This is a genomic window from Massilia sp., from assembly GCF_046293535.1.
GTDB lineage: Bacteria > Pseudomonadota > Gammaproteobacteria > Burkholderiales > Burkholderiaceae_D > Telluria.
The window spans coordinates 178259-202886 of the sequence record NZ_JBKBOV010000001.1; the positions used below are offsets into that span (position 1 = coordinate 178259).

24 protein-coding genes are annotated in these 24628 nt (G+C 66.0%); 9 read left to right on the plus strand and 15 right to left on the minus strand.

Going from position 1 to position 24628, the window contains the following annotated elements; all coding sequences use genetic code 11:
* Positions 1-11: 11 nt before the first annotated feature.
* Positions 12-2060 carry a glycoside hydrolase family 97 protein gene (locus ACK4S9_RS00820; protein ID WP_409720320.1) on the minus strand — a complete coding sequence of 683 codons (2049 nt, stop codon included), beginning with the start codon at positions 2058-2060 and terminating at the stop codon, positions 12-14.
* A 96-nt stretch (positions 2061-2156) separates the two neighbouring features.
* A complete protein-coding gene (locus tag ACK4S9_RS00825; RefSeq protein ID WP_409720322.1) occupies positions 2157-2471 on the minus strand; it encodes a hypothetical protein in 315 nt (104 codons plus the stop codon).
* A 306-nt stretch (positions 2472-2777) separates the two neighbouring features.
* On the opposite strand from ACK4S9_RS00825, the gene ACK4S9_RS00830 reads away from it, so the two are divergent.
* Complete coding sequence (locus tag ACK4S9_RS00830; protein ID WP_409720324.1) at positions 2778-3257, plus strand: chemotaxis protein CheW; 480 nt, start codon at positions 2778-2780, stop codon at positions 3255-3257.
* Between the two features lie 29 nt (positions 3258-3286).
* Entirely contained in the window at positions 3287-5005 is a 1719-nt protein-coding gene (locus ACK4S9_RS00835; RefSeq protein WP_409720326.1) for a methyl-accepting chemotaxis protein, read from the plus strand.
* Between the two features lie 50 nt (positions 5006-5055).
* On the opposite strand, the gene ACK4S9_RS00840 is transcribed toward ACK4S9_RS00835, so the two are convergent.
* From ACK4S9_RS00840 to ACK4S9_RS00855, 4 genes are all read right to left on the minus strand, one after another.
* Positions 5056-5424, minus strand: coding sequence for a hypothetical protein (locus tag ACK4S9_RS00840; RefSeq protein ID WP_409720328.1), 369 nt, complete (start codon positions 5422-5424; stop codon positions 5056-5058).
* 106 nt (positions 5425-5530) lie between these two features.
* Entirely contained in the window at positions 5531-6757 is a 1227-nt protein-coding gene (gene glcF / locus ACK4S9_RS00845) for a glycolate oxidase subunit GlcF (protein ID WP_409720330.1), read from the minus strand.
* Between the two features lies 1 nt (position 6758).
* Positions 6759-7805, minus strand: a complete 1047-nt coding sequence (gene glcE / locus ACK4S9_RS00850; RefSeq protein WP_409720332.1) for a glycolate oxidase subunit GlcE — start codon at positions 7803-7805, stop codon at positions 6759-6761.
* Positions 7806-7808: 3 nt separating this feature from the next.
* Positions 7809-9302 (minus strand): FAD-linked oxidase C-terminal domain-containing protein, encoded by a 1494-nt coding sequence (locus tag ACK4S9_RS00855; protein WP_409720334.1) that lies wholly within the window; start codon positions 9300-9302, stop codon positions 7809-7811.
* 81 nt (positions 9303-9383) lie between these two features.
* On the opposite strand from ACK4S9_RS00855, the gene ACK4S9_RS00860 reads away from it, so the two are divergent.
* Both ACK4S9_RS00860 and ACK4S9_RS00865 read left to right on the plus strand, forming a co-directional pair.
* A complete protein-coding gene (locus ACK4S9_RS00860) occupies positions 9384-9938 on the plus strand; it encodes a cob(I)yrinic acid a,c-diamide adenosyltransferase (RefSeq protein ID WP_409720336.1) in 555 nt (184 codons plus the stop codon).
* Between the two features lie 16 nt (positions 9939-9954).
* Complete coding sequence (locus tag ACK4S9_RS00865) at positions 9955-10653, plus strand: 2OG-Fe(II) oxygenase (RefSeq protein ID WP_409720338.1); 699 nt, start codon at positions 9955-9957, stop codon at positions 10651-10653.
* Positions 10654-10763: 110 nt separating this feature from the next.
* Here ACK4S9_RS00865 and dxs read toward each other — a convergent pair whose 3' ends face one another.
* From dxs to ACK4S9_RS00880, 3 genes are read right to left on the minus strand one after another with little or no spacing between them, the layout of a single operon-like run.
* On the minus strand, positions 10764-12635 hold the full coding sequence (dxs, locus tag ACK4S9_RS00870; protein WP_409720340.1) for a 1-deoxy-D-xylulose-5-phosphate synthase: 1872 nt from the start codon (positions 12633-12635) through the stop codon (positions 10764-10766).
* Positions 12636-13526, minus strand: a complete 891-nt coding sequence (locus tag ACK4S9_RS00875) for a polyprenyl synthetase family protein (RefSeq protein ID WP_409720342.1) — start codon at positions 13524-13526, stop codon at positions 12636-12638. It abuts the gene before it with no gap.
* Complete coding sequence (locus ACK4S9_RS00880) at positions 13523-13768, minus strand: exodeoxyribonuclease VII small subunit (RefSeq protein WP_027865751.1); 246 nt, start codon at positions 13766-13768, stop codon at positions 13523-13525. Before ACK4S9_RS00880 ends, ACK4S9_RS00875 begins: the two co-directional genes overlap by 4 nt.
* A 338-nt stretch (positions 13769-14106) precedes the next feature.
* On the opposite strand from ACK4S9_RS00880, the gene ACK4S9_RS00885 reads away from it, so the two are divergent.
* The 5 genes from ACK4S9_RS00885 to ACK4S9_RS00905 all read left to right on the plus strand — a co-directional run bounded on the left by ACK4S9_RS00885 (position 14107) and on the right by ACK4S9_RS00905 (position 18027).
* On the plus strand, positions 14107-15207 hold the full coding sequence (locus ACK4S9_RS00885) for an aromatic ring-hydroxylating oxygenase subunit alpha (protein ID WP_409720344.1): 1101 nt from the start codon (positions 14107-14109) through the stop codon (positions 15205-15207).
* A complete protein-coding gene (locus ACK4S9_RS00890) occupies positions 15207-16133 on the plus strand; it encodes a DMT family transporter (protein WP_409720347.1) in 927 nt (308 codons plus the stop codon). The genes ACK4S9_RS00885 and ACK4S9_RS00890 overlap by 1 nt, the downstream gene beginning before the upstream one ends.
* A gap of 32 nt (positions 16134-16165) precedes the next feature.
* The gene (locus tag ACK4S9_RS00895) at positions 16166-17032 is read left to right on the plus strand and encodes a sulfurtransferase (protein ID WP_409720349.1); all 867 of its coding nucleotides are present in this window, start codon (positions 16166-16168) and stop codon (positions 17030-17032) included.
* Positions 17033-17106: 74 nt separating this feature from the next.
* The gene (locus ACK4S9_RS00900) at positions 17107-17640 is read left to right on the plus strand and encodes a hypothetical protein (RefSeq protein WP_409720351.1); all 534 of its coding nucleotides are present in this window, start codon (positions 17107-17109) and stop codon (positions 17638-17640) included.
* 12 nt (positions 17641-17652) lie between these two features.
* Positions 17653-18027, plus strand: coding sequence for a Fur family transcriptional regulator (locus ACK4S9_RS00905; RefSeq protein ID WP_036210592.1), 375 nt, complete (start codon positions 17653-17655; stop codon positions 18025-18027).
* 126 nt (positions 18028-18153) lie between these two features.
* On the opposite strand, the gene ACK4S9_RS00910 is transcribed toward ACK4S9_RS00905, so the two are convergent.
* The 6 genes from ACK4S9_RS00910 to udk all read right to left on the minus strand — a co-directional run bounded on the left by ACK4S9_RS00910 (position 18154) and on the right by udk (position 24577).
* Positions 18154-18537, minus strand: a complete 384-nt coding sequence (locus ACK4S9_RS00910) for a MerC domain-containing protein (protein WP_409720353.1) — start codon at positions 18535-18537, stop codon at positions 18154-18156.
* Between the two features lie 11 nt (positions 18538-18548).
* Positions 18549-20645, minus strand: a complete 2097-nt coding sequence (locus tag ACK4S9_RS00915) for a TonB-dependent receptor domain-containing protein (RefSeq protein WP_409720355.1) — start codon at positions 20643-20645, stop codon at positions 18549-18551.
* A gap of 126 nt (positions 20646-20771) precedes the next feature.
* On the minus strand, positions 20772-21509 hold the full coding sequence (locus ACK4S9_RS00920; protein ID WP_409720357.1) for a ZIP family metal transporter: 738 nt from the start codon (positions 21507-21509) through the stop codon (positions 20772-20774).
* Positions 21510-21616: 107 nt separating this feature from the next.
* A complete protein-coding gene (locus ACK4S9_RS00925) occupies positions 21617-22498 on the minus strand; it encodes a dienelactone hydrolase family protein (protein WP_409720359.1) in 882 nt (293 codons plus the stop codon).
* A gap of 77 nt (positions 22499-22575) precedes the next feature.
* Positions 22576-23778: a DUF4382 domain-containing protein gene (locus tag ACK4S9_RS00930; protein WP_409720361.1), complete on the minus strand. Its 1203-nt coding sequence runs from the start codon at positions 23776-23778 to the stop codon at positions 22576-22578.
* Between the two features lie 145 nt (positions 23779-23923).
* Positions 23924-24577 carry a uridine kinase gene (udk, locus tag ACK4S9_RS00935; protein WP_409720363.1) on the minus strand — a complete coding sequence of 218 codons (654 nt, stop codon included), beginning with the start codon at positions 24575-24577 and terminating at the stop codon, positions 23924-23926.
* Positions 24578-24628: the final 51 nt, after the last annotated feature.

Here is a 24628-nt window from a genome sequence, read left to right on the forward strand (position 1 = left end):
CCCTACGAACATCAGAGTTGCGGCGTGAAGCGGATCGCCTGGCCGCCACCCGGCGCGAGGCGCAGCTGCAGCGTGTCGGCCGCGGTGACCGTCTTCGTCTCCGTGACCAGGTCGAAGCGGCGCTCGCTGCGGTAGTCGGCCGCGTCGCCGTCGCGGTAGATCTCGGCGGTATAACGCTTGCCCTTGTCGAGGAAGCCGAGCGGCAGCGGAAGAACGCGCGCTGCGCCGTCGGTCACCGCGCCCACGTACCAGTCCTCGCCGGCGCGGTCCTTGCGCGCGATGGTCGCGTACTCCCCTACTTCGCCATTGATCACGCGGGTGTCATGCCAGTCGGTCGGCACGTCCCTGATGAACTTGAAGGCGGCCGGGTATTTCTCGTAGTTCTCCGGCAGGTCGGCCGCCATCTGGATCGGGGAATAGATCACGACGAAGTTCGCCAGTTGCTTGGCCTGGGTCGAGTTGAAGGCCTTGCCGTCCGCGCCCACCAGGCTCAGCACGCCCGGGGTGTAGTCCATCGGGCCGCTCAGCATGCGGGTGAACACCAGCTTGGCCTCGTGGTCCGCGCCGTTCGGCGGGTTGCCCCAGGCGTTGTATTCGACGCCGCGCGCGCCTTCGCGGGTGAGCCAGTTCGGGTAGGTGCGGCGCAGGCCGGTGTCCTTGACCGGTTCGTGGGTGTCGATCGAGAGCTTGTATTTCGCCGCTTCGGTGACGGCCTTCAGGAAGTGGTTCACGCCCTCCTGCGAATCGTAGTGGCCGTAGCGCGGCTTGCCGTCGCGGCTAGTCAACAGCGCGCTGCCCGCCTCGTGCACGTAGCCCGACTTGATGCTGTCCACGCCCAGCTTCGCATACAGCTTGTACGCCGCATCCATCTGCTTTTCGTAGGCGACGATGTTGGCGCCGGTTTCGTGGTGACCGATCAGGCGCACGCCTTTCGATCGGGCGTAGGCGGCCAGGCCCGGCAGGTCGAAGTCCGGATAGGATTCGGTGAAGCTGAAGTCGGCGCCGCCGTGGCCCCAGTCGCTTTCCCAGCCCTTGTTCCAGCCTTCGACCAGCACGCCGCGGAAACCGTTCTGTGCCGCGAAGTCGATGTATTTCCTGGTGTTGGCGGTGGTGGCCGCGTGCTTCGGGCCCGCGTTCCACGTGCCGCTGTTCAGGTGCATCTGCCACCAGACGCCGACGAACTTCGAGGGCTTCACCCAGCTCACGTCGCCGAGCTTGTTCGGTTCGTTCAGGTTGAGCACCAGATCCGACATGTACAGGCCGGCCGCGTCATCCGCGATCTGCATCGTGCGCCACGGCGTGTGGAAGGCGCCCTTGCGCACCACCGCCGGGCCGCTCGGCGAGGGCGCCAGCATGGCGCGCAGCTTCTGGCCGTCGACCTTGCGCAGCCACATGGTGGCGTAGTCGACCAGCGCCGCCTCATGGAAGGCGATGTGGGTGCCATCGTCAAGGCGCACGGTGAGCGGCGTGTTGGCGATGCCGATTTCCTTCAGCGGCGCCTTGCGGATTTCTTCTTCCAGGCCAGGCAGTTCGCCGGCCGGAATCCACCAGGCGGTGGCCGGCCGGGCCACCGTGAACTCGGTCAGCTCGTCGATGATCTCGGCTTCCTTCAGCTGGGGCTGTGCCGGGAATTCGTAGCGGAAACCGATGCCGTCGTCGTAGATGCGGAATACCACCGCCAACTGGCGGCCGGCGCGGTTCTTCTGTTCCAGGTCGACGCGCAGCTCGCGATAGCGGTTGCGCACGAAGCGGCGCTCGCCCCATGGCTGTTCCCAGGTGCCGTCATGGTCGCTGACGTTTTGCTTGCGCAGGCTGAAGCCGCCGTCGAGCTTGTGCGCATTGGCCAGGTTGAAGCCCAGGCGCGAGGGGGCGATGAGCTCTATTCCCTTGCGCTTGACGCCGTAGGCCAGCTTGCCCATGCCGTCGATCTGCACTTCCACGCTGATGACATTGCCCGGGGAGGCGGCGCTGGCGATCAGTTTCTGGGCCCAGGCCGGCAGGGCCAGCAGGCAGGATGCTGCCACGGCAGCGGCGGTGGCAAATGTGCGGTGGAAGTGCATCAGGTCTCCTTGTCGTGTCATGCGCCGTAGGAAAACTACTTCTACTACGACCAATCATCAGATAGTACGACAAAAAGGTGTAACTCCACTACCAAATCAACGTGTCCGGATCCAGGCGGCGCCGTGGGTGATGCACGCGCGGTTGACGTTCTCGAGGAAGCGGATGGCCTCTCCTTGCGAGACGCCCGGCGGCATCAGCTGGGCGAGCGAGGCGTCTTCGGTGACGCGGTCGAGGCCGTAGGAAATGGCGCGCGATACATCGCGTCCCACTCTGCCGTCGCTGTTGTACAGCGCGTCATAGACGCCGGCTTCCTCCCATACGGGCACGAGGCCGGGCGTGGTGGAATCCTCGAAAACGACCATGGGCGGCAGGCCTTCGTCTTCGCGCACCAACTGGAACACGAAGCTCATGGCGTGCCTCGCATCGAGGCGGTCAGGGATGCCGGGACGGTGGCAGGAAGGGATCGGCGAAATCGCATAGTGCCCGATGAACGAACGAAAACGCCAGTATAGCGCCGCGGGCGATTGGCCGAGCGCGCAGCGGCGCTGCAAAGCCTCAGGGGCATTACCAAATCCATCATTTATTGATGCGTATTTGCCGCATATTCTAGAGAAAAGCATCGAATTCTCACCAAAAATCACGCCAACTCACTAACATCATAGTAAAATAATTTCCATACGGAAATCAAATTTGTATTGAAGAAAGGCTGGAATCGCATGGACAAATCAGCATCGGCTGCGGGCGACCTGGAAATACTGTCGTTTCGGCTTGGCAAGGAAGAATATGGCATCAGCATCCTGGCGGTACAGGAGATCCGCGGTTATGAGGCGGTGACCCGGATCGCCAACGCGCCGGCCTTCCTGAAAGGCGTGATCAATCTGCGCGGCAGGATCGTGCCCATCGTGGACATGCGCATCCGTTTCGGCCTGCCGGCGGAGTACGACGCCTTCACCGTCGTCATCGTCCTGAACATCGGGCGCCACGTGATCGGCATGGTGGTCGACGGCGTCTCGGACGTCAGCACCCTCACCCCGGAGCAGGTGCGCCCTGCTCCGGACATGGGCAGCGCCATCGACACCGATCAATTACTGGGCCTGGGCACGGTGGGCGAACGCACCCTGATCCTGCTCGACATCGAACGCGTCATGGCCGCACCCGACATGGGCCTGGCCGACGCGCTGCCGGCGGCTGCCTGAAGCAACAAGCAACATTAAACGAGAAACACATGAACATCTCCGACATCAAGATCGCCAAGCGCCTCGCGCTCGGCTTCGGCGTCATTCTCGCCTTCCTCATCCTCAGCCAGGTCATGGGCATGCAGATGCTGTCCCGGATCGGCGCCGGCGCCACCGAACTCGCCGACGCCCGTATCCCGAACATCAAGAGCACCAATGGCGTGCTGGACGGTGTCAACGACATCGCGGTCGCACTGCGCAACATCCTCCTGGACGCCGATCCGGCCGGCCGCGCCAGGCAGAACGAACTGATCGCCGCTTCGCGCAAGTCCTTGCAACAGGAACTGGACATGCTCGGACGCCAGCTGACCGTGCCGCGCGCCCAGGCCGTGCTCGAACGCATGAAATCGGCCCACGCGAATTATGACAAGGGTCTGACGGAATTCCTGCAGCGCGCCAATGGCGGCGACGACGCCGGCGCGCGCGACTACCTGAATACGACGCTGCGGCCCTACCTGGCCACGCTGAAAGGCGCCATTGGCGAACAGATGACGATTCAGCACGAACTGGCGGAACAGGCTTCCGCGGAAGTGCGCGCCATCGAAGCCTCGACGCGCACGCTGGTGATGGTCCTGACCGGCGTCGTGCTGGCGCTGACGGTAGCCATCGCCTGGTACCTGACCCGCTCGATCACGGTACCGCTGGGCCGTGCCCTCGACCTGGCCAACACGGTGGCGTCCGGCGACTTGACTAGCCGCATCGAAGTCGACCGCCGCGACGAGGCCGGCCAGTTGCTGCAAGCCCTGAAGACCATGAACGAGAACCTGGCGCGCACGGTGAACGCGGTGCGCAGCGGTACCGACACCATCGGCACCGCGGCCGCCGAAGTCGCCGCCGGCAACCTCGACCTGTCGGCGCGCACCGAACAGCAGGCCAGTTCGCTGGAAGAAACCGCTTCGTCGATGGAAGAGCTGACCTCGACCGTCAAGCAAAACGCCGACAATGCCCGCCAAGCCAATTCCCTGGCCGAGGCGGCATCGCGGGTGGCCGAACGCGGCGGCCAGGTGATCGGCGACGTGGTCGGCACCATGGAGCAGATCAATGCGTCCGCCGGCAAGATCGTCGACATCATCGGCGTGATCGACGGCATCGCCTTCCAGACCAATATCCTGGCGCTGAACGCAGCCGTGGAGGCGGCACGGGCCGGCGAACAGGGCCGCGGCTTCGCGGTGGTGGCGTCGGAAGTGCGCAACCTGGCCCAGCGCTCGGCCGCCGCCGCCAAGGAAATCAAGTCGCTGATCGGCGACTCGACCCAGGCCGTGGAAGCCGGCAGCAAGCTGGTGGGCGAAGCCGGTTCGACGATGCACGAGATCGTCGAGAGCGTGCGCCGCGTGACCAACATCATGAGCGAGATCACGGCCGCCAGTGCCGAGCAGACCGCCGGCATCGAGCAGATCAACGAGGCCGTGGCCCAGATGGACCAGGTGACTCAGCAGAACGCCGCCCTGGTGGAGGAAGCCGCGGCGGCGTCCGCCTCGATGCAGGAGCAGGCCGGCATGCTGGCCTCGGCGGTGGGCGTGTTCCGCATCGATGCCCGCGACATCGATCTGCAGGCCGCCATGCCTGCCGCCGCGGCGGCTCCCCTGCCGCGCCCGGCTTCACCCAAAGCACCGGCGAAGGCAGTCGTGAGGCAAGTCGCGGCGCCGGCGAAGCCGGCACGCAAGGAGCCGAGCGTGGCCGCCACGGCAGGCGATTGGGAAGAATTCTGATCGGTCTGCCGCGCGACTGTGGCCGAGCGCTCCTTGCCTGCCGCGCCGGCTCATCCGCCCGTGAATGCAGCCATATACAGCAGGATGAAAGCGATCACGGAAATCACCGCATGCATGACAACGATTCCTTTCGGCAAGGGCTTGTCGTTCAGGTGATAGTGGAGGTTCAGGATCACGCCGCCAAGCGAGCCGCCCAGGAACAGCAGCAGCGACACGAGCGCCATGGCGGGCGCCTCCAGGGCGAACACCGCATACGCAAGCAGGGTCACGCCGGCAGCCGCGAGAAAACCGTGACCCATTGCGAGCCAGGACGGGGGATTGCGGCCGGTGGAAAACCGAATCCATCCCATGATGATGCCCCCGAGCGCGGTCAGGGCAAAGACATATGTCGCAATTTGCAGCATCCGGATCGCTTCCATCCTGTTCTCCTGGTTGGTATGTCGATGACTGGTCAGCCATGTATGCACACTGTAGAGAAACTGTAGAAACCTCGCGCACGCTAGCGCATCCGCCGGGAGGCAGCGATCAGGCCAGTGCGCGGTCGAGCAATTCGATCCAGTGCGTGACCGGCGTCTGCGTGCCCGACTGCAGGTGCGTCATGCAGCCGATGTTGGCGGATACGATCTCGTCCGGTTCGCAGGCCTGCAGATTGGCCAGCTTGCGGTCGCGCAGTGCGTGCGCGATCTCGGGGTGCAGCACCGAATAGGTGCCGGCCGAGCCGCAGCACAGGTGACTCTCGGCGCACAGCGTGACGTCGACGCCGGCGGCGCGCAGCACGCCTTCCACCTTGCCGCGGATCTGCTGGCCGTGCTGCAGCGTGCAGGGCGGGTGATAGGCGACGCGCTTCGCGATCTTCCCCTTCAGCCTGGCCGCGATCTGCTCCTCGAACTCCGGCATGATCTCGGACAGGTCGCGGGTGAGCATCGCGATGCGTCCGGCCTTGGCCGCATAGGCCTCGTCGTGCGCCAGCAGGTGGCCGTATTCCTTGACGGTGACGCCGCAGCCGGAAGCGGTCATGACGATCGCCTCGATCTCTCCGCGCTCGACCAAGGGCCACCAGGCGTCGATGTTGCGGCGCATGTCGTCGAGACCCGCTGCCTGGTCGTTCAGGTGGTAGCGCACGGCGCCGCAGCAGCCGGCTTTCGGCGCCGCGAGCAGTTGCACGCCGAAGGCGTCGAGCACGCGCGCGGTGGCGGCGTTGATGCCGGGGGCCATCGCCGGCTGCACGCAGCCTTCCAATACCAGCATCTTGCGCGCATGGCTGCGCGTGGGCCAGGCGCCGGCATTGCGTGCGGGTTGCAGCTTGTCCCGCAGCGCTTTGGACAGCAGCGGACGGGCGATCTGCCCTGCCCCGAATGCCGGCTTGAACAGCGCCGTGCGCGGCAGGAATTCCTTGAGCGTGGTGCGCTTGATGCGGTCCTTCAGCGGACGCGGCACCCGCTCCTCGACCACGCGGCGGCCGATGTCCACCAGGCGGCCGTACTTGACGCCCGACGGGCAGGTGGTTTCGCAGTTGCGGCAGGTGAGGCAGCGGTCCAGGTGCAGTTGGGTCTTGCGGGTCGGCTCGGCCCCTTCCAGCACCTGCTTGATCAGGTAGATGCGGCCGCGCGGGCCATCGAGCTCGTCGCCCAGCAGCTGGTAGGTCGGGCAGGTGGCGGTGCAGAAGCCGCAGTGCACGCAGGCGCGCAGGATGCTTTCCGCTTCCTTGCCGTCCGCGGTGTCCTTGATGAAATCGGCCAGGTTGGTTTGCATGTCAGAACATTCGTCCAGGATTGAAGATGTGCGCCGGATCGAAGGACTGCTTCAGGCGTTCGTGGATGCGCGCGATGCCGGGGGCAAGCGGCTGGAACACGCCCACCGATTTGTCGCCGCCGCGGAACAGGGTCGCGTGGCCGCCGGCGGCTGCGACGCTACGGCGGATGCTTGCGGCATCGGCATCGCTGCGCAGCCAGCGCTGTGCGCCGCCCCATTCGATCAGCTGCACGCCGCCGAGCTGGAGCACCCCCGTCGTGGACGGCAGCGACAGGCGCCACAAGGCGTCGTCGCCGCCGAAGAAGGGCAGGCGCTGCTCGCGCAGCTCTTCCCAGAAGCAGGCGGGACTGGCCACGACTTCGCCGCCGATCAGATGCACGGCCGCATCCACCGCGGCCTGCGCGCCCGACAGGCGCAGCCACAGCCTGCCGTTGTGCCAGCAGCTGCTCGACACCGGCAGCGGCTGGCCGCCCCACTCGTTCAGCCTGCGGATCGCCTCGGCTTGCCCCAGCTCCAGGCACAGCGTCGTTTCGGCGAACGGCTTCGGCAAGACCTTGACCGACACTTCCAGCAGCAGACCGAGCGTGCCGAGCGAGCCGGCCAGCAGGCGCGAGACGTCGTAGCCGGCCACGTTCTTCATCACCTGGCCGCCGAAGCCGAGCACGTCGCCCTTCCCGTCCAGCAGCTTTGCGCCCAGCACGAAGTCGCGCACGCCGCCGCTGGCGGCGCGGCGCGGGCCGGCCAGGCCGGCGGCGATGGCGCCGCCCAGGGTGGCCCCGGCGCCGAAATGCGGCGGCTCGAAAGCCAGCATCTGGTTGCGGTCGGCGAGCACCGCCTCGATCTCGGCGAGCGGCGTGCCGCAGCGCGCCGTGATCACCAGTTCGGTCGGCTCGTAATCGATGATGCCGGCGTAGCCGCGCGTGTCGAGGATCTCGCCCTCGAGGCGCTGGCCGTACCAGTCCTTGGTGCCGCCGCCGCGGATGCGCAGGGGCGTCTGGTCGGCTGCGGCGGCGCGCACCCGTTCCTGGAATTGTTCGATGGACTGCATGGTTTAAAAGCGCGGAAGGTCGGGGAAGGGCAGCTCGCCGCCGTGCACGTGCATCTTGCCGAATTCGGCGCAGCGGTGCGGGGTCGGAATCGCCTTGTCCGGGTTGAGCAGCATGGGCGCATCAAAAGCGCGCTTGACTTCGAAAAAGGCGTCGAGCTCCTTGCGGCCGAACTGCACGCACATCGAATTGATCTTCTCCATGCCCACGCCGTGCTCGCCCGTGATGGTGCCGCCCACCTCGACGCACAGCGCCAGGATCGCCGCCCCGAAAGCCTCGGCGCGCTCGAACTCGCCCGGCTGGTTGGCATCGAACAGGATCAGGGGGTGCATGTTGCCGTCGCCCGCGTGGAACACGTTCGAGCAGCGCAGGCCGAAGGTCTTCTCCATGTCCTCGATGCCCTGCAGTACGCGCGCCAGCTGCTTGCGCGGGATGGTGCCGTCCATGCAGTAGTAGTCGGGAGAAATACGGCCCGCCGCCGGGAAGGCGTTCTTGCGGCCGGACCAGAAGCGCATGCGTTCAAGCTCGCTCTGCGATACGGCGATTGCGGTAGCGCCGGCGCCTTCGAACACGGCCTTCATGCGTTCGATTTCCTCCGCCACTTCCAGCGCGGTGCCGTCGGCCTCGCACAGCAGGATGGCGGCGGCGTCGAGGTCGTAGCCGGCGCGCACGAAAGGCTCGACCATGCGCACCGACGTGCGGTCCATCATCTCCAGCCCGGCCGGGATGATGCCGGCGGCGATGATGCTGGCCACCGCATTGCCGGCGGTGATGACGTCGTCAAAGGAAGCCATGACGACCTGGGCCACCGCGGGCTTGGGCACCAGTTTCACGGTGACTTCCGTCACGATGCCGAGCATGCCTTCCGAGCCGATGAACACGGCCAGCAGGTCCAGGCCCGGCGCGTCCAGCGCCTCGCTGCCGAGCTCGATGATCTCGCCTTCGATGGTGGCCACGCGCACGCGCAGCACGTTGTGCACCGTCAGGCCGTATTTCAGGCAATGCACGCCGCCCGAGTTCTCGGCCACGTTGCCGCCGATGGTGCAGGCGATCTGCGACGACGGATCGGGCGCGTAGTACAGGCCGTACTGGGCCGCCGCCTCCGAGATGGCGAGGTTGCGCACGCCCGGCTGGACCACGGCGGTGCGCGCATATGCGTCCACGCGCACGATGCGGTTCAGGCGCGCGGTCGAGATCACCACGCCGTCGGCGATCGGCAGCGCCCCGCCCGAGAGACCGGTGCCGGCGCCGCGCGGCACGATCGGCACTTGCAATTCGCGGCAGGTGTTCAGGATCGCCAGCACCTGCTCCTCGCTGGTGGGCAGGGTGACGATCATGGGCAGCTGGCGGTAGGCGGCCAGGCCGTCGCATTCGTAGGGACGGGTGTCTTCGGGGTCGGACAGGACGACCGAATTGGCCACATGCGCCGGCAGCCGCGCGCGCAGCGCGTCCGCGACCTTGTTGCGCCGCTCGGCCGGAACGGAAGTGGGAATGGTCATTCTTGAATTGTAGGCACAATTGCTGCGTTTTGTCGTATGCTCGCCCTATCGTTTTTTCAATATATTGCATAAGGCTGCATCATGGGTAATCGACTCTCGAAAATCGCCACCCGCACTGGGGACGACGGCACCACCGGACTGGGCGACGGCAGCCGCACCGGCAAGGACAGCGCGCGCATCCATTCGCTCGGCGAGGTGGACGAGCTGAACTCCTTCGTCGGCCTGTTGCTGTGCGAAGACATGCCGCCGGACCTGCGCGAGGAACTCATCTCGATCCAGCACGACCTGTTCGACCTGGGCGGCGAGCTGTGCATCCCCGGCTACGAGATGATCAAGGACGAGCACGTGGCGCGCCTGGACGGCCTGCTCGAGAAGTACAACGCCGACCTGCCGGTGCTGAAGGAATTCATCCTGCCGGCCGGCTCGCGCGCCGCTTCCCTCGCCCACGTGTGCCGCACCGTGTGCCGCCGCGCCGAGCGCAGCATCGTGGCGCTGTCGCATGCCGAGCAGATCCGCCCGCATCCACGCCAGTACGTGAACCGCCTGTCGGACCTGATGTTCGTGCTGGCGCGCGTGCTGAACCGCTTCGCCGGCGGCAGCGACGTGCTGTGGCAGCACGAGCGCAAGCGCGGCTGAGGCAGGGAACCGGCCCATGGACGACTTCATCGGCATCTACGACGACGCCCTGACCGCCGAGCAGTGCGACGCGATCCGCGCGCGCTTCGACGACTCCAGGAAGGTGGCGCGCGGGCGCACCGGCAATGGCGTGGACGTCAGCAAGAAGGACAGCTACGACCTCACCATCAACGGGCACGCGGAATGGGACGACGTCGGCGCCCTGCTCACCCAGACCATGGCGCGTCACCTGGCGCAGTACATGATTCAATACCGCATGCTCCTGATCGGCGCGCTGTCGCCGCAGGTGGCGCATCCGCAGACCGGCGAGCCGGTGACGCTGTCGCTGGAGAATTTCGACGAACTCGGCACGCCGAACGTGGTGGCGCTGATGCAGTCGATCTACCGGGTCGGGAACATCAACCTGCAAAAATACCTGCAAGGAACCGGGGGCTACCACCACTGGCATTCCGAGATCTATCCGCAAAACGCCAGCTGCGAGACCCTGCACCGGGTGCTGCTGTGGCAGTTTTATCTCAACGAGGTCGCCGATGGCGGGGAGACGGAGTTCCTGTACCAGGGGCGCAAGGTCGAGGCGCGCAAGGGGCGCCTGATCATCGCGCCGGCGGGATTCACGCATACCCACAAGGGGCATGTGTCGCGGAGCGGGGACAAGTACATTGCGACCTCGTGGATTTTGTTCCAGAGGGCGGAGGCACTGTTTGGGGGTTCGTAGGGTGGGCGGGTTTCCCGCCCACGCGGTGATAGTTAACAGTAAAGCAGCCCTAGCGGCAGAATAAGTGCTAGTTGACCGCGTGGGCGGCATAGCCGCCCACCCTACGTGAATCAGGTGTTGTTGACGACCAGGCGCGGTTCGCCGGCAGCGAAACGCTGGCGAATCGACGCCGCAATGCCCTTGGCATCCAGCCCAACGGAAGCCAGCAGCGCAGCAGGATCGCCCTGGTCGATGAACTTGTCCGGCAAGCCCAGGTTCAGCACCGGCTTGGCGATCCCTTCCGCCGCCAGCGCTTCCATCACCGCGCTGCCCGCGCCGCCCATCACGCAGCCCTCTTCCACCGTCACCAGGTAGTCGTGCTCCTTGGCCAGGCGCTTGAGCAGTTCCACGTCGAGCGGCTTGACGAAGCGCATGTTGGCCACCGTGGCGTTCAGCTCTTCGCCGGCGGCGATACTCGGCGCCACCATCGAACCGAAGGCCAGGATCGCGATGCCCTTGCCTTCGCGGCGCACTATACCCTTGCCGATCTCGATCGAAGTCAGTTCTTCCTGGATTGCCGCGCCGACGCCGGCGCCGCGCGGATAGCGCACCGCGGCCGGGCCCGGGTAGTGGTAGGCGGTGGTCAGCATCTGGCGGCATTCGTTCTCGTCCGATGCGGCCATCACGACCATGTTCGGGATGCAGCGCAGGTAGGCCAGGTCGTAGTTGCCGGCGTGGGTGGCGCCGTCGGCGCCCACCAGGCCCGCGCGGTCGAGCGCGAAGGTCACGTCCAGGTTCTGCAGGGCCACGTCGTGGATCAGCTGGTCGTAGCCGCGCTGCAGGAAGGTCGAGTAGATCGCCACCACCGGCTTCAAGCCTTCCGTGGCCATGCCGGCGCCGAAGGTCACCGAATGCTGCTCGGCGATGCCGACGTCGAAGTAGCGCTCCGGGTACTGCTGGTGGAAGCGCACCATGCCCGAGCCTTCGCGCATCGCCGGCGTGATGCCGACCAGGCGCGTGTCGGCCGCCGCCATGTCGCACAGCCAGTTGCCGAACACTTCGGTATAGGTGATCTTGCTCGGCGCGCCGGCCGGCTTGATGCCCTCCAGCGGATTGAACTTGCCGGTGCCGTGGTACAGGATCGGCTCGGCCTCGGCCAGCTTGTAGCCCTGCCCTTTTTTCGTCACCACGTGCAGGAACTGCGGGCCCTTGAGCTTCTTGATGTTCTCCAGGGTCGGGATCAGGGAATCCAGGTCGTGGCCGTCGATCGGGCCGATGTAGTTGAAGCCGAACTCTTCGAACATGGTGGCTGGAACCACCATGCCCTTGGCATGTTCCTCGAGCTTGCGCGCCAGGTCCAGCACCGGGCCCGGCAGCACGCTCTTGCCCACGTTCTTGGCGGCGGCGTAGAACTGGCCGGACATCAAACGCGCCAGGTAGCGGTTGAGCGCGCCCACCGGCGGCGAGATCGACATGTCGTTGTCGTTCAGGACCACCAGCAGGTTGCAGTCTTCCTCGACGCCCGCGTTGTTCAGGGCCTCGAAGGCCATGCCGGCGGTCATGGAGCCGTCGCCGATCACCGCGATCGCGTGGCGGTCTTCGCCCTTCAGCTTGGCCGCCTGGGCCATGCCAAGCGCGGCCGAGATCGAGGTCGACGAATGCGCGGTGCCGAAGGTGTCGTAGATGCTCTCGTCGCGCTTCGGGAAGCCCGACAGGCCGTTCAGCTGGCGCAGGCTGGACATGCGCCCGCGACGCCCGGTGAGGATCTTGTGCGAATAGGTCTGGTGGCCCACGTCCCACACGATGCGGTCGTGCGGGGTGTTGTAGACGTAGTGCAGCGCGATGGTCAGTTCCACCGTGCCCAGGTTCGAGGACAGGTGGCCGCCGGTCTTGGACACCGAGTCGAGCAGGAACTGGCGCAGTTCGGTGGCAAGCGGGGTCAGTTGCGTGCGCGGCAGCTTGCGCAGGTCCGCGGGGTCGTTGATGGTCTCTAGCAGGTTCATTTATGCCTTCCGCTGCACGATGAGGTCCGCGAGTTCGCGCAGCCGCAGTGCTTGTTCTCCGAATGGCGCCAGCGCATCGTGCGCTTCACGCCGCAGTTGCTCGGCCAGTTCCTTCGATTGGTCCAGCCCAAGGATCGACACATAGGTCGGCTTGTTGTCGGCCGCGTCCTTGCCCGCGGTCTTGCCCAGCGTGGCCGAATCGGCCGTTGCATCCAGCACGTCGTCCACCACCTGGAAGGCCAGGCCGATCGCCTTGGAATAGGCTTTCAGTGCTTCCAGTTCGGTGGCCGACAAATCCTTGCCGCACAGTGCGCCCAGGATCACCGAGACGCGCAGCATGGCCCCGGTTTTGAGCTGGTGCATGCGCTCCAGTTCCTCGCGCTGAAGCGCCAGGCCGACGCTGTCAAGGTCGATCGCCTGGCCGCCGCACATGCCGGCGGAGCCGGCCGCTTCGGCCAGCAGGCGCAGCATGGTGACCAGGCGCGCAGGCGGCAAGGTATCGATGCCGGCCAGGGTCTCGAAGGCCTGGGCCTGCAGCGTGTCGCCGACCAGCAGCGCGGTCGCTTCGTCGTAGGCGACGTGCACCGTCGGCTTGCCGCGGCGCAGGTCGTCGTCGTCCATGCATGGCATGTCATCGTGCACCAGCGAGTACACGTGGATCATCTCGACGGCACTGGCCACGCGCGCCAGCGCGTCCGGGTCGCCCCCGAACAGGGCGCCGCTGCCGTAGGCCAGCAGCGGGCGGATCCGCTTGCCGCCGCCCAGCGTGGTGTAGCGCATCGCTTCGTGCAGCTTGTGCGGGATGGCGGTGGCGGCGGGCAGGAAGGCTTCGAGCGCATGCTCGACGTCCTGCTGCACCTGCTGCATCCAGTCCTGGAACGGCTGCGTCATTGCTCGCCCTCGCCTTCGGCCGAGAATGGCTTGAGCATGTCGCCTTCGAGCACCTTGACCTGGGACTCGACCTTTTCCAGCTGGGCCGCGCAATACTTCACCAGCTCGGAACCGCGCGCATAGGCGGCCACCGAGGCTTCCAGCGGAAGCTGGCCGGACTCCATCTGCGACACGAGCTGGGCCAGCTCGGCCATCGCGCCTTCGAAGGATTCCGGCGGCGCGCCGTTTGTCATATTTGCCATAGCTATTCTGTAGGGGGACGGCGCAAGGGTGCGCCATGGGACAGTCTAATCGCGTATTTTAGTCCAATCCTTCCCCTCAAGGGGCGCACATTGCATCGAGCGCAACTTGTCTATTTGTAACATTTTACTACCCTGGCGCTTCCTTCCTATGAAACCCGTGATTATTCAACAACTTATTTGCGCGGTTTCGCCTCTGCCACGCGATGGGCCCTGACTCCTGAGTCTGTTTCCGAGGTATAATCTTCGGTTCTGTCCGAAATACCGTAATCCTCATTCCAAGATACTGGTCTTTGGATTCTTTCTCTTCTTTGGTGGTACTTGATTAAAGGGGGGTTGGGATGTCCGATCTGGCTACCCACGCCAAGCTGGCGCGCTCGTGCGCTCAGCTTCCGGTAAATGTCTACTTTGACAATACGCTGATGCAGCGCGAGCTGCAAGCGCTGTTTCACAAGGGCCCACGCTACGTCGGCCACGAATTGATGGTGCCTGAGGTAGGCGATTTCGCGACACTTGCATCCGAAAACGAAGGCCGCATGCTGGTCCGCAACGCGGGCGGCATCGAAGTGCTGTCCAACGTCTGCCGCCACCGCCAGGCGCTGATGTTCAATGGCCGCGGCAATGCGAACACCATCGTGTGCCCGCTGCACCGCTGGACCTACGACCTGAAGGGTCAGCTGATCGGTGCTCCGCACTTCCCGGAGACGCCCTGCCTGAACCTGTCGAAGACGCCGCTGCAGAACTGGAACGGCCTGCTGTTCGAGCAGAACGGCTATGACGTCATGGACAAGCTGAAGAACATGGAGGTTACCAAGGACCTCGACTTCAGCGGCTACATGTTCGACCACGTCGAGATCCACGAGTGCGACTACAACTGGAAGACTTTCATCGAGGTCTACCTGGAGGATTACCACGTCGAGCCCTTCCACCCGGGCCTGGGCAATTTCGTGTCTTGCGACGACCTGAAGTGGGAATTCGGCCGCGACTACAGCGTCCAGACCGTGGGCGTGAACCGCGCGCTGCAGAAGGCGGGTTCGCCGGCCTACAAGAAATGGCAGGAGCAGGTCCTGAAGTTCAACAACGGCCAGCCGCCGAAGTACGGCGCCATCTGGCTGACCCTGTACCCGAACATCATGGTCGAGTGGTATCCGAACGTGCTGGTGGTGTCGACGCTGTGGCCGATCGGCCCGCAGAAGACCCGCAACGTGGTCGAGTTCTACTACCCGGAAGAGTTCGTGCTGTTCGAGCGCGAGTTCGTGGAAGCCGAGCGCGCCGCCTACATGGAAACCGCGGTCGAGGACGACGAGATCGCGCTGCGCATGGATGCCGGCCGCAAGATCCTGATGGAGCGCGGCGTCAACGAGGTGGGCCCCTACCAGTCGCCGATGGAAGACGGGATGCAGCACTTCCACGAATGGTACCGAAGTAAGCTCGATCTCTGATGGCTTCACTCTGGATGCTGTTCGCCAGCTTCGCGTTCGCCGCCATGGGCGCGGGCGTGAAGCTGGCTTCCGAGTTCTACTCCACCTCCGAACTCCTGATGTACCGCGGCCTCATCGGCACGCTGGTGCTGCTGGTGGCGGTGCGCCACCAGGGCGGCACCTTCAAGACTCCCTTCGTAGCAGCCCACGTCTGGCGCAGCGTCGTCGGCGTCGTCTCGCTGTGGCTGTGGTTCTTCGCCATTTCCCGCCTGCCGCTGGCCACGGCCGTCACCCTCAACTACATGGCGCCGATCTGGATCGCGGCCTGGATGTTCGCGCACGGCTGGTGGCACGGCACCAAGCTGCCCGAGTGGCCGCTGGTGCTGGCGATCGCCATGAGCTTCTTCGGCGTGACCCTGGTGCTGCAGCCGGCGATCGAGACCAACCAGTGGATCGGCGGCCTGGCCGGCATCGCGTCGTCGCTGATCTCGGCGGCGGCCTACATGCAGGTGCGCAGGCTCGGCCAGATGGGCGAACCGGAATACCGCGTGGTGTTCTACTTTTCGCTCAGCACCACCGTGGCCGGGCTGCTGGGCACGCTGGCGGGCGACAGCGGGGCCGGACCCGGCGCCGTGTTCCAGAGCCACACCCTGTACAGCGGCGCCCTGCTGCTGGCGGTCGGCCTGTTCGGCCTGCTGGCCCAGATCGCGATGACGCGCGCCTACCGCGTCGGCAAGGTGCTGGTGGTGGCCAACCTGCAGTACACCGGCATCGTGTTTTCCAGCCTGTGGGGCCTGGCCCTGTGGAGCGACACCTTCGACTGGCATGTCTGGCTGGGCATCGGCGTGATCCTTGCATCCGGCATCGCCGCGACGTTCTACAATACACGCAGCACGGCCAAGGGCGCCGTGGTCAAGGACACCGATCCGATCGCCAGCGAAACCTGAGAGCCGAGCTGAGAACTGAGCTGAGGAGCACCATGTACAATACCTTGATTTCCGCGCAAGACCTGGCCGCGCACATCGACAGTCCCGGCTGGGTGGTGGTCGATTGCCGCCATGACCTGATGAACCTGTCCGCCGGCCGCGAGGGCTATGGCATCGGACACCTGCCGGGCGCGGTCTTCGGCGACATCGAAACCCAGCTGTCGGGCGCCAAGCGCGGCCCGGACGGCGTGTTCCGCGGCCGCCATCCGCTGCCGGAAAAAGAAGCGCTGATCGACACCCTGCGCGGCTGGGGTATCAATGACGACTCCCAAGTCGTGGCCTACGACGCCCACGGCGGCATGTTCGCCGCGCGCCTGTGGTGGCTGCTGCGCTGGCTCGGCCACGAAGCGGTGGCGGTGCTGGACGGCGGCATGGCGGCATGGCAGTCGCTCGGGCAGCCGCTCACGACCGGGGCGGTATCGAAGCCGCGCGGCTCCATCACGGTACGCGCGCCTTTCGTGCCGACCGTGACCGTGGCCGACGTCATGGAAAACGTCGACAAAGGCGAACGCATCGTCATCGACGCACGAGCAAGCGACCGCTTCCGCGGCGAGAACGAGACCATCGACCCGGTCGGCGGTCACATCCCCGGCGCCCGCAACCGCTTCTTCAAGGACAACCTGCAGCCCGATGGCCGCTTCAAGGACGCCGAGACGCTGCGGGGTGAATTCGCGCCGCTGGTCGAGGATCCGGCGCGGGCCATCATGCAGTGCGGCTCGGGCGTTACCGCCTGCCACAACCTGCTGGCGCTGGAAGTGGCCGGCATGCCGGGGGCGGCGCTGTATCCGGGGTCGTGGAGCGAATGGGTGGGCGACGGCAAGAACGATACCGGCCGCCCTGTTGCCAAAGGCGAGGCTTGAGCCAGGAGCCAGGAGCCATCCTGATGATAAAAGCATCAACGAAAGATCACGCAGCAATGTCGAACGAAGACAAGATGAACGCAGGCGCTCCGGCGCTGGAGATTCCCGAAGCGGTCGCCGCCGCCCTGAGCGGCTGGGTGCAGCAGGTCGCCGAACAGACCGCCGCGCCGGTGCGCGAGGCGCTGGCCGCAGCAGAAGCCGACGCGACCGCCCTGCGCGAGACGGGCGCCAGCCTGGAAGCCGCGCGCGACCAGGCATTGGCGGCCTCCAGCGAACACCAGGCCGAGATCGAGCGCTTGAGCGCGGAGCTGCGCGATGCGCGCCAGGTCGCCACCGAGGCGCTGGTGAGCAAGGCCAAGGACCAGCTGGCGATCGACGGCAAGGACCGCCAGCTGGCCGACCTGCGCGCCCAACTCGAGCGCAACGTCGCGGCCCAGGCCAGCGAATCGGACGCGCGCCTGGCCGCCGAGATGGAGCTGGTGGGCGCCACCACCGCGCGCGACAACTTCGAGAACGAAGTGAAGACCCTGCGCGCGCAGCTGGACAAGTCCTATGCCGAGCGCAGCGCCCTGCGCGCCGAACTCGAATCGCTGCGCGCGAAGAAGTAAGAGTACGTCGCCATGGAACAACGCAATACGCGCCAGCGCAAGGCCATCCACCAGTGCATGGAGGATGCCGGACGTCCGCTCGCGCCGCAGGAAATCCTCGAGCAGGCCCAGGCCGTGGTGCCGGGCATCGGCATGGCGACCATCTACCGCAACATCAAGTCGATGCTGGAAGCGGGCGAGATCACCACGGTGTCATTGCCGGGCGGGGGCGACCGCTACGAGATCGCCGGGCACGGGCACCATCACCACTTCCATTGCCGTTCGTGCGACAAGGTGTACGAGGTGCACGCCTGCCCGGGGGACATGCAGAAACTGACGCCGGAGGGCTTCGTGCTGGAGTCGCACGAGCTGACGCTGTACGGCCTTTGCAGTTCTTGCCGTTCGTAGGGTGGGCGGCTCGTGATCTGGTCCACTGGACCAGATCACCCCACGCGGTGATTGCTATCGGCTCCGCTCTCGTGCTCGGCGATCTTGCTGCTAACTATCACCGCGTGGGCAGGAAACCTGCCCACCCTACGAACGGCAATCCTTGCAATAGCGGTGGTTGCGCCAGTGCGCCCCCAGCAGCAGCACGCTGCTCAGCACCGCCGCCACCGTCTCCGCCACCTCGCCCAAGCGCGGCCCGACCACGAACACCGCCAGCAGGAAGGCGCCCAGCCCCACCAGTCCCAGCATCAAGGCGACCGGATCGCGGTGCTTGAGGTAGCCCGGCACCAACGCCAGCAGCACCGGCGCCGTCACCGCCAGCAGCAAGGCATCGTGCAGCGCATGGTGCGCCCCACCCAGGCCCAGCAGCGGAAACGCGGCGATCAGGAGCGGCATCGCCAGGCAATGCGCCAGGCACAGGGCCGACGCCGCCATGCCGGCGTAGTCGGCATACCTCATCAGGGTCTTCATCAGAAGCTCATTTAGAAAATAAAGCGCAGTCCGGCGGTGATGTTACGGCCAGGCAGCGGCGCCGCTTCCTTGATGAAAGAGGTATGGCTGAAGGCCAGTTCGTTCGTCAGGTTGTTGATGCGGGCGTAGAGCTGGGCCGGCACGCCGCCGATGCGCGTGGTGTAGTGGGTGCCGAGGTTCAGCATGGTATGGCCGCCGGTCGTCCCTTCGAATTGCGCGACCTTGTCCTGCTTGCCGACGCGCACCAGTTCGGCCATGCCGTGCCAGGCCTGCCAGTCCGCATTCAGGCGCACGCCGATGCGGTGCGCCGGGATGCGCGGGATGTTGCGACTTCCCTCGCTGCTAGCGTCGAAGCGGGCACGCACATAGTCGCCGAACAGCGTGCCCTCCACGATCTTCGAGAACTTGTGGCGCAGTTCCCCTTCCAGGCCGGTGAAGATGGCGTCGCGCTGGGCATACTCGACCAGCTGGAAGCCTTCGTGGTTGTCCAGCGTGTGCGCGTAGATGTAGTTGTCGACGCGGTTGCGGAAGGCGCTCAGCGAGAAGGTCGTATTTCCCTCGAACTTGCGCAGGGTGAGGTCGATGTTGTTCGAGGTTTCCTTGCCCAGGTTCTGGTTGCCGATCTCGTAGGTCGCGGTGGCCAGGTGCACGCCGCCCGCATACAGTTCTTCCGAGGTCGGCAGGCGGTGGCTGCGTGCAATGCCGGCGCGCAGCGAATACTGGGGCTGGAACTTCCAGACCGCGCCCAGCGCCACCGAGGTGCCCCGTGCGTCGGTATCGCGCGCATTGTCGAACCGGGCGCTGTCGACGCGGATGTCCTGCCACTCGTGGCGGGCGCCGGCCTCGAAGCGCCAGTTGTCCAGCTTGTATTCCTCGGTGACGAACACGGCGTGCTTCTTCGTGACGGTCGGCGGCACGTAGGCCTCGTCGCCTTCGGTTTTGAAGTCGCGGCGCGTGGTTTGCAGGCCGACGACGCCGCGCCAGCCCGCGACCGGCTTGTGTTCCAGCTCGACGCGGGCGTCGTGCGCGCGGTTCATGAAGCTGGTGGCGACCACGCCCTCTTCGAGCTCGTCGTGGCGGTAGTCGGTGAACGAAGCGCGCAGGCGCGCCTTGGCGAAGCCCGGCAGCGGGTTGCGGTATTCGCCGCGCAGGTCCCAGCGGTCGCTGTCCAGCTTCACGACCGGCACCTCCTCGTGGCCATGCTCGTGGTCGTGGTCCGCGTGATCATCGTGATCATCGTGGCCGTCGTGGCCGCCGCAGTGCAGGTGGTCGCCGTGCGGATGGCAGCTTTCGAATTCGTGGTTGTGGCCGGGGATGCCGTACTCGGTGCGCTCCTTGGTGTAGGCCGCGCCCAGGTAGCCGCGCTCACCCACCCAGGACAGGCCCACGGTGCCGCTCTCGGTGTCCTTGTAGCTGCCGGGCACGCGCTTGCCGCCTTCCCAGCCCTTGCCGACGCGGTATTCGCCGGCGTCGCGCTTGACGCCTTCGGCATGGACGGCGAAGTTGCCGCTGCCGCCGGTGACCTCGAAAGCGCCGGTCTTCTCGCGCGCCATGGAGTTGGCGCGCACTTCAAGGCTGCCTTCGACGCCCTTCTCGGGCACCCGGGTCGGGATCTTGCGGTCCAGGATGTTGACCACGCCGCCCACCGCGCCGCCACCGTAGGCCAGCGCCGACGGGCCGCGCAGCACTTCGATGCGCTCGGCCAGGACGGGTTCGAAACCGACCGCGTGGTCGGGGCTGATGGTGGAGGCGTCCTGCACTTCCGCGCCGTCCGACAGGATCTTCACGCGCGGGCCGTCCATGCCGCGGATGACCGGACGGCTGGCGCCGGCGCCGAAGTGGCTCGAGTTGATGCCCGGCTGGTTGGCCAGGGTCTCGCCCAGGGTCGACTCGCGCACGCGCACCAGTTCACCGCCGCCGAGCGAAGTCGCCGGCGTGATCATGTCGTCGCTCACCACGCCGAGGGCGCTGGCGGAGACCACCACGGTTGGCACGGTATCGGGGTCGGCCTGCAGGCGGCTGTCGGTCTGGGCTTGGGCCAGCGGGGCGCCGAAGGCGAACAGGATTGCCAGCGCGAGCGGCGTGCGTGGGAAGGTCGAAGTGGGCATACAGGGATTCCTCCGTTGAATTCTGCGGTAATGATAAGTCATTATCATTAGCGACGCAATAGGCGAACGCATACCCTGTCCGGCCGGCGCGCGCGGCGGGTGGAAGCGTTTCGGAAGGGAGTCCGCTCAGGAACCGTGGTTGAGCATCACCACGATCGCCACGCCGAGCGCGATCAGCGTCACCTGCGGCACCGACTCGCGCACCGTGGCGCGGCGCTGCATTTGCGGCATCAGGTCGCTCACCGCGATGTAGATGAAGCCCGAGGACGCGAACACCAGCACGTAGGGAATCAGGCCGCTGGCCTGGTCCAGCGTGAAGTAGCCGATCAGGCCGCCCGCCACCGCCATCAGGCTGCACAGCAGGTTGAAGACGTAGGCGCGCAGGCGCGAGAAGCCGGCGTTGAGCAGCACGATGAAGTCGCCGATCTCCTGCGGGATCTCGTGGGCGACGATGGCCAGCGCGGTGACGATGCCCAGTTCCGGGTTGGCGAGGAAGGCCGCGGCGATCAGGATGCCGTCGGTGAAGTTGTGCATCGCGTCGCCCAGCAGGATCATCCAGCCGGACTTGCCGGCCTGGTGGGCGTCATGGCCGTGGGCGTGGTGGTGGCCGTCGCCTTCGTGGTGGTGCGAGTGGCGCAGGATCGCCAGCTTTTCCAGCACGAAGAAGGCCAGCAGGCCGCCCAGCAGCGTGGCGAACAGGCTGCGCGCATCGGCGCCGGACTCGAAGGCTTCCGGCAGCGCGTGCAGCAGGGAGGTGGCCAGCATGATGCCGACCGATAGGCTGACCATCCGCTCTACCACCTTCGACAGCAGCGCGAACGAAAACACGGCAGCGCCGGTGATGCTGGCGACGCCGGCGATCACGGTCGCCAGCAGGATGGAAGTCAGGACGGGGTCGATTTAAAGCCTCTTGTTCTGGTGCGGAGCGGCAAGCCGGGCATTTTACCCTGCCCGGCCGCGCTCCGTGCAGATCAGGCCACGCCGTGTTTCGAGAACCAGTCCAGCGCCTTGGCCCAGCCGTCCCTGGCGTCGGCGGCGTTGTAGCTGGGGCGGTAGTCGGCGTGGAAGGCGTGGCCCGAGTTCGGGTACACGTGGATCATCGAGCGGCTGTTGCCGGCGTCGAGCGCCTTGCGCATGCGTTCCACCGAGTCCAGCGGGATGCCGTTGTCCTTGGCGCCGTACAGGCCGAGCACCGGCACCTTCAGGTTCTGGGCGACGTCGATCGGGTGCTTCGGCTGCAGCGGATTGGTATCGCCCACCAGGCGGCCATACCAGGCCACGCCGGCCTTGACGTTCGGGTTGTGCGCCGCGTACAGCCAGGTGATGCGCCCGCCCCAGCAGAACCCGGTGATGCCCAGCTTGTCGGTGTTCCCGCCGCGCTGCCTGGTCCAGCGGACGATGGTGTCGAGGTCGCTCATGACCTGCGCGTCCGGGACCTTGCCGATGATGTTCTTCATCAGGTCGGGCATCGGGGTCTTGGTGGCGTCGCCCTGGCGCACGAACAGGTCCGGGGCCACGGCCAGGTAGCCGGCCTTGGCGAAGCGGCGCACCACGTCCTTGATGTGCTCGTGGACGCCGAAGATCTCGGAGATGACCAGCACCACCGGCAGGTTGCTGCGGTCCTTGGGCTGGGCGCGGTAGACCGGCACGTCCTGGCCATCGATGACGATGATGTGGTCGGCCGCGTCCAGGCCGGAGGTATCGGTCTGGATCTGGGTCTGCGCCACCACCGGCAGCGCGGCGACGGCGAATCCGCCGCCCGCGGCGGCTTTCAGGAAGACGCGGCGGTCGACACCCTCGCTGAACGAACTGGCGGACAGCAGGCTTTCGGCATCGCGAATGAGATCTTTCATGTGGCCCCTCCGGTTGTGTTGGACAGGCTTGCTATCTTAGCAAAGTCCGGAGGGGCGCACGTTTCACTGATGAGCAGTCAGCGGGTGAGCAGGAAGTTCACGTTCGAGCGGTTGGCGCTGCCGATATCGACGTCGTCGACCGACTTCGTCGCGTAGCCGGCGGCGGCCGCCTCCACGCGGTACTTGCCGGCTGGCGCGGCGCTGCTGGCGCTGAAGGCCAGCGGCAGCGTGCTGGTATAGGCCGCGAACTGCGGCGCCGCTACCGGCAGCCTGGCGATCGTGTAGGCGCCGCTGGCCAGGTCGGCCCCCTGGTACTTGATCGTGACGGCGGGACCGGCCGCGAAGCGCTGCTTGGCCGAGACGTAGGCGGCATCAAGGCTGGCCGGCGTCGTGGTCACGGTGCCGCCGATCGAACCGGTGACGCTTGGTGCGAGCAGGATCGGCGCGCTCGATGTGCTCAGGACCGTGGTGCTGCTGCTCGATGCCACCGGCACGCCGGCCACCACGCTGGCCGCGCTGTCGTCGGCGGTGATGACCACCTCGTAGCTGCCCGGCGCCAGGCGCGAGAGGAAGAACTCGCCGGTCGCCGGGTTCGGCGTGGTGGCGCTGACGATCTGGCCGTTCTGCTGCGCCGACACCTGTACGCTGCGGCCCAGCAGCGCGGTGCTGACATAGCCGGTGATGCCGTTCAGGGTCGCCGGCACCACTTTCACCACCGGTTTGAGCGCATAGCCGCCCTTGCCGCGGCTGAGCACCGACTTGCAGGCGTCGAAGTCGAGCACGACGTCGGTCTTCTGGCCGGCCGTCACCTCGAAGTTCCCGACCAATTTGATGCCACCCTGGATGGCGCTCGGGGTCTCGAGCGGCTGCTCGGTCTTGCCGGCGCTCGGCACCACGGTGTTGCCATTGCCGTCCAGGACCAGGCGCAACTGGGTGTAGCGCCCCGCTTCGAGCGAGGTCTGGCCAAGCGCTTCGAGCACGCCGTTGGTCAGGTTCAGCAGGTTGATTCTCTTCGCCGGGTTCAGGGTGATGTCGGTCCAGCCAGTATCCAGCTCCGACGCGCCTTCGCTGCGGTGCACGCGCACTTTGCTGACGGTGACGTTGACGGCGTCGAAGCCGCAGGCCGGGGCGTCGGTCATCGACACCGCCAGGGTGCCGAGGGTGCTGACCGGGGTGGCAGGCGGAGCATCGCTGCCGCCACCGCCGCCACAGGCGGACAGGACGGCGGCGCTCAAGGCGGTGGCGCCGGCGAGGACGAGGCGGGATGAAGTGGGGAACATGGATTACCTTTCTTGATCTGCCGACAGCAGGCTTGAAAGAATCCTAGCATTCCAAAAAGTAACTGTTACGTGGTTTGAAACAGTTGCTTACAGTCTTTACAGATGTGCAGGACTTGGGTGGCCGGCACGCCACGGCCGAGGCCTGTCAGCGGTCGGTCGAACGGCGCTTGAGCTGGCCGATGACGCTCGCCACCTTGGTGGTGATCACGTCGACCGCCGGGCCATTGGCGCCGTGGGGCAGGATGACGTCGGCGTTGCGTTTGGTCGGCTCGATGAACTGCTTGTGCATCGGGCGCACCGTTTCCAGGTACTGGTTGACGATGCTTTCCGTCGTGCGGCCGCGTTCGGCGATATCCCGCTGCATGCGGCGGATGAAGCGCACGTCGGCCGCGGTATCGACGAAGATCTTCAGCGACATCATGTCGCGCAGGTCGGCGTCGTACAGGGCGAACAGGCCTTCGATCACGATGACCGGGGCCGGCTTGACGGTGATGGTCTGGTTGGAGCGGTTGTCGATCGTGAAGTCGTAGACCGGCATCTCGATCGTTTCGCCATTGCGCAAGGCGCGGACGTGCTCGACCAGCAGCGGCCAGTCGAAGGCGTCCGGGTGGTCGTAATTCTGCTTGCGGCGCACTTCGGGGGTGAGGTCGGACTGGTCGCGGTAGTAATCGTCCTGCATCACCACCGACACCACCTCGGCGCCGAACGAGGCCAGTACTTGTTGGGTCACCGTCGACTTGCCGCTGCCGCTGCCGCCGGCAACGCCAATCACGAACGGTTGGAAGGAAATCTGATTCATCCCCGCATGATACCGGAGCGGCGGGCGCGCCGACAGGGGCGCTTGACCTAA

Excerpts from the sequence above, each read along its gene's own strand:
- ACK4S9_RS00820 (WP_409720320.1), bottom strand. The coding sequence starts at position 2,060 with ATGCACTTCCACCGCACATTTGCCACCGCCGCTGCCGTGGCAGCATCC.
- ACK4S9_RS00825 (WP_409720322.1), bottom strand. The coding sequence starts at position 2,471 with ATGAGCTTCGTGTTCCAGTTGGTGCGCGAAGACGAAGGCCTGCCGCCC.
- ACK4S9_RS00830 (WP_409720324.1), top strand. The coding sequence starts at position 2,778 with ATGGACAAATCAGCATCGGCTGCGGGCGACCTGGAAATACTGTCGTTT.
- ACK4S9_RS00835 (WP_409720326.1), top strand. The coding sequence starts at position 3,287 with ATGAACATCTCCGACATCAAGATCGCCAAGCGCCTCGCGCTCGGCTTC.
- ACK4S9_RS00840 (WP_409720328.1), bottom strand. The coding sequence starts at position 5,424 with ATGGAAGCGATCCGGATGCTGCAAATTGCGACATATGTCTTTGCCCTG.
- glcF (WP_409720330.1), bottom strand. The coding sequence starts at position 6,757 with ATGCAAACCAACCTGGCCGATTTCATCAAGGACACCGCGGACGGCAAG.
- glcE (WP_409720332.1), bottom strand. The coding sequence starts at position 7,805 with ATGCAGTCCATCGAACAATTCCAGGAACGGGTGCGCGCCGCCGCAGCC.
- ACK4S9_RS00855 (WP_409720334.1), bottom strand. The coding sequence starts at position 9,302 with ATGACCATTCCCACTTCCGTTCCGGCCGAGCGGCGCAACAAGGTCGCG.
- ACK4S9_RS00860 (WP_409720336.1), top strand. The coding sequence starts at position 9,384 with ATGGGTAATCGACTCTCGAAAATCGCCACCCGCACTGGGGACGACGGC.
- ACK4S9_RS00865 (WP_409720338.1), top strand. The coding sequence starts at position 9,955 with ATGGACGACTTCATCGGCATCTACGACGACGCCCTGACCGCCGAGCAG.
- dxs (WP_409720340.1), bottom strand. The coding sequence starts at position 12,635 with ATGAACCTGCTAGAGACCATCAACGACCCCGCGGACCTGCGCAAGCTG.
- ACK4S9_RS00875 (WP_409720342.1), bottom strand. The coding sequence starts at position 13,526 with ATGACGCAGCCGTTCCAGGACTGGATGCAGCAGGTGCAGCAGGACGTC.
- ACK4S9_RS00880 (WP_027865751.1), bottom strand. The coding sequence starts at position 13,768 with ATGGCAAATATGACAAACGGCGCGCCGCCGGAATCCTTCGAAGGCGCG.
- ACK4S9_RS00885 (WP_409720344.1), top strand. The coding sequence starts at position 14,107 with ATGTCCGATCTGGCTACCCACGCCAAGCTGGCGCGCTCGTGCGCTCAG.
- ACK4S9_RS00890 (WP_409720347.1), top strand. The coding sequence starts at position 15,207 with ATGGCTTCACTCTGGATGCTGTTCGCCAGCTTCGCGTTCGCCGCCATG.
- ACK4S9_RS00895 (WP_409720349.1), top strand. The coding sequence starts at position 16,166 with ATGTACAATACCTTGATTTCCGCGCAAGACCTGGCCGCGCACATCGAC.
- ACK4S9_RS00900 (WP_409720351.1), top strand. The coding sequence starts at position 17,107 with ATGAACGCAGGCGCTCCGGCGCTGGAGATTCCCGAAGCGGTCGCCGCC.
- ACK4S9_RS00905 (WP_036210592.1), top strand. The coding sequence starts at position 17,653 with ATGGAACAACGCAATACGCGCCAGCGCAAGGCCATCCACCAGTGCATG.
- ACK4S9_RS00910 (WP_409720353.1), bottom strand. The coding sequence starts at position 18,537 with ATGAAGACCCTGATGAGGTATGCCGACTACGCCGGCATGGCGGCGTCG.
- ACK4S9_RS00915 (WP_409720355.1), bottom strand. The coding sequence starts at position 20,645 with ATGCCCACTTCGACCTTCCCACGCACGCCGCTCGCGCTGGCAATCCTG.
- ACK4S9_RS00925 (WP_409720359.1), bottom strand. The coding sequence starts at position 22,498 with ATGAAAGATCTCATTCGCGATGCCGAAAGCCTGCTGTCCGCCAGTTCG.
- ACK4S9_RS00930 (WP_409720361.1), bottom strand. The coding sequence starts at position 23,778 with ATGTTCCCCACTTCATCCCGCCTCGTCCTCGCCGGCGCCACCGCCTTG.
- udk (WP_409720363.1), bottom strand. The coding sequence starts at position 24,577 with ATGAATCAGATTTCCTTCCAACCGTTCGTGATTGGCGTTGCCGGCGGC.